Raw genomic sequence first — 4,133 nt, forward strand, 5'->3', positions numbered from 1 at the left:
CTCCACCAAAACCAAAACCCATAAAATTACCCCCTTTCGTTCGTCAGTATATCTTATGCTCGTCTAGAAAGGATGGTGTGAGTATAGGAGTCTAGTTAAGTGTGGATTTTTTATGTAAATATGAAAGTGGCTTAATAATACCATCTTTTTTCTCTTCATTTACCTAAATTGAATAGAAATTTTATCTTTATTTGTTAACATTACATGTTGTCATCCCGATACGTTTTTATCTTTATTTTTGTATAGTGTTTAGGCATATCTATTTGTTATTTTTCCAATACTAATAATTGTTTTGAACTTACAAATGGAAAAGATAGCTACAGGATTAATCTTGTAGCAGCAGTAATCCACCTATTTAAAGTGGGATTATTTTTATATGTAAAGAAATGGAACCCTAAGGATCCTTCCTCCGAAGCCGGAATTAAACGTGTATAAAAAAATGTGTTTTTATCACAATGTAAGTTAGTTCCTGTAGCATTCACTCCAGTACCAGGTACAGATTCCACCGAGTTATAAGAGCAAAATTGTTTGTATAAGGATATATTCGTAAAAACATTGAACATGCAGGCAGTGGATGTAATTCAGTGCCATTTAATTGAAATGTAAATGTTTTATTTTCTGGTTTGACAGAAGATGATTTTCGATCATTAGCATTAGTGACTTCTTCCTCAGATACTACATCTCGTTTTATTAATCCTAAAAACGATGATTTACCAAACTAAAATAAATAGGTTTTTAAAAATACAGCTTTTTATTAAGAACAACCATGCTGCGAATTAGTCATTGCTCAATTCTTTGAATTAGGCTTTTCTCCTCGTCCAACAGAATTAAACGAAACATTTGATACTCTTCATAAAAAATTGTACTAGGTCTTACTGTAGGATCTTTCAAGTACAAGTATAAAACAAAAAAACATTGTCTTTTTTATTATTATAAAACATATATAATGATGAAATGGTCGCGTATGAAAACATATTTTTAGGAGTTTCATAAGTGGGGGTGAAGGTGTTGGTTAAGCCATGGGTTGGTAAGGGGATATGGAACATAGTTTATAAAGGGCAAATACTAAATGATCAAGATGATTCACGCGAAATAAGAGAAAATAAGAAAAATGAAAAATCAGAGAAAAAAGCGAAAGCAATACAAACAGAGAAAAAAAGTAAAGAACCAAATTCAAAAAAAGAAACTAAGGCATTTAAATTTGAGAAAGAATCAAAGAAAAAAAGTATAGATTCAGGATTGAAAATAGAGACTTCAGTGCGTTCAATAAAAGTTAAAATTCCATTTTCTATTATTTCGGATGTTACTAGTTTTATAAAACCGCCCAATATTAATGTGAAAAATCAAGAAGTATTTGTATTTCGTAATGAAAAAGATGCAAGAAGGCGTGAATTGGATTCTAAGTTATTAACTACAACGCAATATTATCATGGAGAAATTAATTGTAATTTAGTTTCTTCCAAACTTCATGAAAAGAGAGTGCTTTTAGAACTTTCTAATCAAAAAGCAAAAAGGAATATGAAAGAGAGTAGGGTAGGAACATCTTCGTGGATTCCTATCCACGGTATATTATTAGAGAGGGAAGTTGAAGCGGATGTAAATAATTTAATAGCTGCGAAACTACCAATAGAGATAGGGAGGTATAAAGGTGAAATTAGTTTAATAGAAAAGGTAGTTTTTAAAGAGAAAATTATAGAAATAAAAGAGATAGCACAGGAAATTATTTTGACAAAAAAAGAATTCCTATTGCCAAAAATAATAAAGAAAGGGCAAAATCCATTTATAGTTGAAAAAGGAAGCTTATGTGTAGAAGGCTATATATTTCAATGTATTGAATTTATATCAGAAGAAAGTAAAACTCATGATAAGCTTTATCAGTTAATGCAAAATATTGTATTAGAATTAACTATCCAATTACTACAAGAACAGGACGTTTGTGTGCGGATTACATAAATAATCATATCTCCATCAATCAGCTGAAATTTTTTTCAGGATTATGTAACAGAGAGAAACAAAAAAGGTGCTAGCAAGTTTGCAATTAAGTTAGGAAAAATGTATTAGAAGTTAAGTAATAACGATGACTCGTTTTAATTAGAAGACCTAACAATGGGATAGATTAATATTTTTATGGAATGAATAAGTAAGTCTGTTTAGAAATAAAGAAAAGACACTCATATAAGAGTGTCTTTTCTAATAGTTTTTTAGCAGAAACAAGCAGCTCCAACTATGATTAATAAAATAAATAATACAACCAATAAAGCAAAGCCACCAGCAAATCCGCCGCCACAACTACCACCGTAACTCATAAATTTTCCTCCTTATGGTAAGAGGGTAAAACAAGGGGTCACTGTACTTTATGCTTTTATAAAGTAATTGAGCAGGTCCTTTTAAAAAAGAAAAGCCTTATGGTGCCTTCAAAAATTTGATTTACTGTATTTGCTAGTTGGAAGGAGATGGGATCCTAGATACTGCAAAACCTGTGCCGTTACTTGCTAAAAATTGACCAGCTAAATTAGATGTAGCAGCCGTTAAGCATTTCCCTTACTGTATCAGTGTAGACCCTTTCCATGTTCGTCTGTCCTTTCTGAATTAAATTTGTTAGAGAAATATGTATGCTGAAACTGGATGGGCCAGTCTATTTTTGAAGTGATACAATAGAAAACTGTCTCACACTGGATACCTGACAAATAAGTTTGAATTAGAACACAAAATTGAAAAGGGTGATTGGGTTACAGATTGGTCTGATGACATTGCAGAAACTGATGTATTACAGGGAGTAGTAGCTGCAGGGATATCTGTATTTAACGCTAATCCAACTGCTTTTTTATACTGGATAAATGAATTAGTAAATCGTACTATTTCATCTCGGCCGTAAACTGATGTTGTGCATCAGTTTACGGCCGAGATGAAGAGAGTACCTAATGAAATAGCTGCAGATGTTATTAGACAAGCAATTCAAGGGGAAAGTCCATTAGAGACCTTTAAAAGATTTGATACATTTGATTTTAAAGCAGGGCAATAAGATATTCTGGTAGAAATATGGCTTGTGGAAATACAATATCTACTACTTAGGGAATGAAGCTTTATATTGCACTTAAAGTGCGCTAAATTTATAAACATGAAGATAAACAAAGGGGAGAATAATTTCTAACAGTGGAAGCAATGAATGTACTTGTTCCTATAAACAATATAGAGAAGTGATGTTTATATAACTCAAGGAAGATGGGGCTTAAATTGCAAATACTAGCTATGGTACAGAGTTTGCAACTGAAACAGATGTGCATTCTGTGCAAAAACAAAATGCACAATCAGCTGCAAAAAAATCACAATCTTCTAGCTCTAATCAATAATGAAGGGAAAACACTTCTCTATCTTAAGAGAAGTGTTTTCTCAGCCTGTAAAGAAAATTTTCTCTACAGCCTATTTTTATGTCTGAACAAATACATAATGTATCATTAGCAACTTTAGATGATGAGTTTGACACAGTTTTAAAAACTGAAGATTTCTTTTAGAGAAACTGAAATGGTGCCTTTAACTGGTTCACATCCTTCAGCAAACATTTCATATGAACTTGAGTGTCTTTTCTCCGTCATTACCAATGCTAGTTTTAACTTCACTGTAGCTCCTGTTGTTTTGAATTTGGTCGAATTCAAAACAGCAGGAGCTAACTCCAGGTTTATTTTTGAGAGCTTCTTCTTTTTTGTCTCTTCTTTAGCAGTCGTTGCTTGTGTTTCTTGTTTTGGATCAGTAGAACCTTTTTCTTTCTTGTCGTCCTCTCCACCTAATGTCGCTGCACTGGCACCAAGTACGATTAAACCGATAAATCCTAAATACTAAAAATTTAAAATTTTACCTATTATATAGTTCCTTTAATGATGAAATGTAAGATTTTAGAAACTGTCATAATGAAAATGGTTACAACTATTTTATCGAATGAAAATAAAAAAAGAAAGATTCCGCTTATGTAAAGATCATTTATCTAGTATGGAACATTTAATAATTATGATAAGTACAAGCATTGTAAGACCAACTATGAGAAGTCAAGGAGGATTTTTTGTATAAATAAGGGGTGTTTTTCTAAAAAAGGGCGCACCAAATAAACCTAAGGCTTTTCAAAAAAATGAGAAGTTCAT

3 protein-coding genes and 3 pseudogenes are annotated in these 4,133 nt (G+C 31.8%); 5 read left to right on the forward strand and 1 reads right to left on the reverse strand.

What is annotated here, in order from left to right; translation table 11 throughout:
• Window positions 1-435: 435 nt before the first annotated feature.
• Together ACTFR3_RS30390 and ACTFR3_RS30395 are read left to right on the forward strand one after the other, a co-directional pair.
• Window positions 436-869 (forward strand): annotated as a pseudogene (locus ACTFR3_RS30390) (DUF7852 domain-containing protein); the annotation flags it as partial.
• A gap of 139 nt (window positions 870-1,008) precedes the next feature.
• Window positions 1,009-1,953, forward strand: coding sequence for a BC_2427 family protein (locus ACTFR3_RS30395; protein ID WP_440045173.1), 945 nt, complete (start codon window positions 1,009-1,011; stop codon window positions 1,951-1,953).
• Window positions 1,954-2,201: 248 nt separating this feature from the next.
• Here the strand turns inward: ACTFR3_RS30395 and ACTFR3_RS30400 are convergent, their stop codons facing one another.
• Window positions 2,202-2,306 carry a YjcZ family sporulation protein gene (locus ACTFR3_RS30400; RefSeq protein ID WP_098282266.1) on the reverse strand — a complete coding sequence of 35 codons (105 nt, stop codon included), beginning with the start codon at window positions 2,304-2,306 and terminating at the stop codon, window positions 2,202-2,204.
• 362 nt (window positions 2,307-2,668) lie between these two features.
• Between ACTFR3_RS30400 and ACTFR3_RS30405 the strand changes: the two are divergent.
• From ACTFR3_RS30405 to ACTFR3_RS30415, 3 genes and pseudogenes are all read left to right on the forward strand, one after another.
• Window positions 2,669-3,072: pseudogene (locus ACTFR3_RS30405) on the forward strand (hypothetical protein); the annotation flags it as partial.
• A 164-nt stretch (window positions 3,073-3,236) separates the two neighbouring features.
• Window positions 3,237-3,350: pseudogene (locus ACTFR3_RS30410) on the forward strand (gamma-type small acid-soluble spore protein); the annotation flags it as partial.
• Between the two features lie 172 nt (window positions 3,351-3,522).
• Window positions 3,523-3,837, forward strand: a complete 315-nt coding sequence (locus ACTFR3_RS30415; protein ID WP_440045172.1) for a hypothetical protein — start codon at window positions 3,523-3,525, stop codon at window positions 3,835-3,837.
• The last annotated feature ends 296 nt before the right edge of the window (window positions 3,838-4,133 follow it).

Origin of the sequence: Bacillus cereus group sp. MYBK14-1, from assembly GCF_051916885.1 — a bacterium.
Lineage (GTDB): Bacteria > Bacillota > Bacilli > Bacillales > Bacillaceae_G > Bacillus_A > Bacillus_A cereus.

Coding starts and splice junctions, on each gene's coding strand:
- ACTFR3_RS30400 (WP_098282266.1), bottom strand. CDS start 2,306: ATGAGTTACGGTGGTAGTTGTGGCGGCGGATTTGCTGGTGGCTTTGCT.
- ACTFR3_RS30415 (WP_440045172.1), top strand. CDS start 3,523: ATGGTGCCTTTAACTGGTTCACATCCTTCAGCAAACATTTCATATGAA.